Genomic DNA, 1,889 nt, shown 5'->3' with positions numbered 1-1,889 from the left:
AATGGGCAGGTAATATTACAAAAAAAACAGCATGTTATATAACAATGCCTTAATGCGACAGAGTCTCCGCGAGTGCATAAAATTATAACTAAAATAGAATCTGCACCTGATATTCAACCACAGGTGCAGATGTTATTTATTAAAAATTAAAAATTAAAAATTAAAAATTAAAAATTAAAAATTAAAAATTAAAAATTAAAAATTAAGCTAGCTGTTCAAGTCGTAAATTATTAATGACCTTATACTCCTCGGCCTCGCCCGGATAAATCATGAGAATATCCATCGGTAGATCGATGCCCGGCGCTATAACATTGCCCTTTGTACTATCAAGGAAACACCAACCATTGACCGACTTATCTGTATTCAGCTCAATCCAACTGCTGTTTGCATTAAGCCAATCAACATCAACCATCGCGCCTTCTGGCAATAAGAAGGAGAGCTGCCAGCTGCGAACCTGCACCGAAGATGAAGTCAGGAGGAAATGATAGCTATACAAAAACTCTGGTTTATCCCATTGCTTACGCCAGTGAGATTTATACTCTTGTGAAACATCCAAATCGCGCTGCTCCGTCACCTGAATCACCGAGCTAGCCTGACTGTCACCGTTATTTGTGTAGCCGTTTGGCATGGTGAGTTTTGCTGTCATCGTTGCCGTCCCTGGGTTTTCGCCCATCAACGGAATATTGATATTGACAGACTTGCCGGCGGAAATATCAACGGACGGAGGGAAATATCCTACTGAGACAATCGCAGAATCGGATACCGTTACGCCAACAGAAACCCCTTTAATATCAGATGATTCAGAGTTAGAAATGTTAAGTACATTGTAATAGGTTTCGTCACTGGTCAGCACCAAATTGGATGCCACAGACATCGTCAACTCAACGTTAATGGCAGTCACGCTAACCCGAGTATTGATTTGGTTAGCACCACTATTAATCACGCCAATAGGCGTATGCAGTTGGGAAGTCAACGAGGTCGAGCCAATCGATTTACCCGTTAAAGGGATTGAAACCTTGACAGAGCCATTAGCGGGAAGAGTGCCAATTGCGGCAACATTTCCTACAGAAACAACATTGTTGTTAGCAGAAGAGACATCCAGAGTTAACCCACTCACGGCAATATTACTTTTGTTTGCAATAGTTAATTCTGCAACATAGGCTTTGTTCAGTGCAAAACTGATATTTTCTAGGGACATCGTAAGATTAACGGTTTCTACCGGGCGTGCGACCACCGACTGAGTTGCATCATTCCAGGTTCCCTTGCCCAGCGGATAGCTAACCAGTGACGGGATACTTTCACCGGCTGCCACCGACAGAGTTTCCCCGTCCAGATAAAGTCCGGAAACCAGCGTACCATTCTGCGACATTTTGTTTACGACACTGGAGACGCCATCATGACCGCCCACATAGAAACCGTACGACTCAAGCTGCTGTCGATTAAGTTGAATATCACGTGAAATAATGAGGATATCACCCAACTCCTGCTCATTGTAATTAATATTAGTGTAGAGTGCTATTTTACCCGCTGGGCACTTGTTTTCACCACGAGCATTTTTAATAAGCTGAATATCTGACATAATAATAGTCCTTGTTCTGAATAAGTAAGCGGAAAAGGCAAAGGTATGAAACCTCTGACTACCGCAATATGATTAGGTAATTAAAAATTAAAAGTAGAACGTTACAACTGAACCAATAACATACTCGGTTCAATTAATTAATAAAGGTATTTGCGGGAAATTAATAGTAGTTAATTACTTATTTGGAGCTTGAGGGCATTTTATAAGACAATCATTTTTTATATAATGGTTCCATATCAATTGCTCGGACTCTTTCGTATTAAGGTGCTGTCATATAATATGCTGTTTTTTGTGATATTACCTGCCCATA

At 40.7% G+C, this 1,889-nt stretch carries 1 protein-coding gene; it reads right to left on the bottom strand.

Features of this window, described 5'->3' with window-relative positions:
• Positions 1-202: 202 nt before the first annotated feature.
• Entirely contained in the window at positions 203-1,579 is a 1,377-nt protein-coding gene (locus tag ACQ4OC_RS19450; RefSeq protein WP_064518014.1) for a hypothetical protein, read from the bottom strand.
• Positions 1,580-1,889 lie beyond the last annotated feature (310 nt).

The sequence above is a fragment of the Yersinia sp. J1 genome, assembly GCF_050586585.1.
Classification (GTDB): domain Bacteria; phylum Pseudomonadota; class Gammaproteobacteria; order Enterobacterales; family Enterobacteriaceae; genus Yersinia; species Yersinia entomophaga.
Note: the sequence above shows the minus strand (reverse complement) of the source record. Positions and strands in the feature narration are given on the sequence as shown.

What these genes read in the sequence shown, in the direction of transcription:
- ACQ4OC_RS19450 (WP_064518014.1), bottom strand. Translation starts at nt 1,579, where the DNA reads ATGTCAGATATTCAGCTTATTAAAAATGCTCGTGGTGAAAACAAGTGC.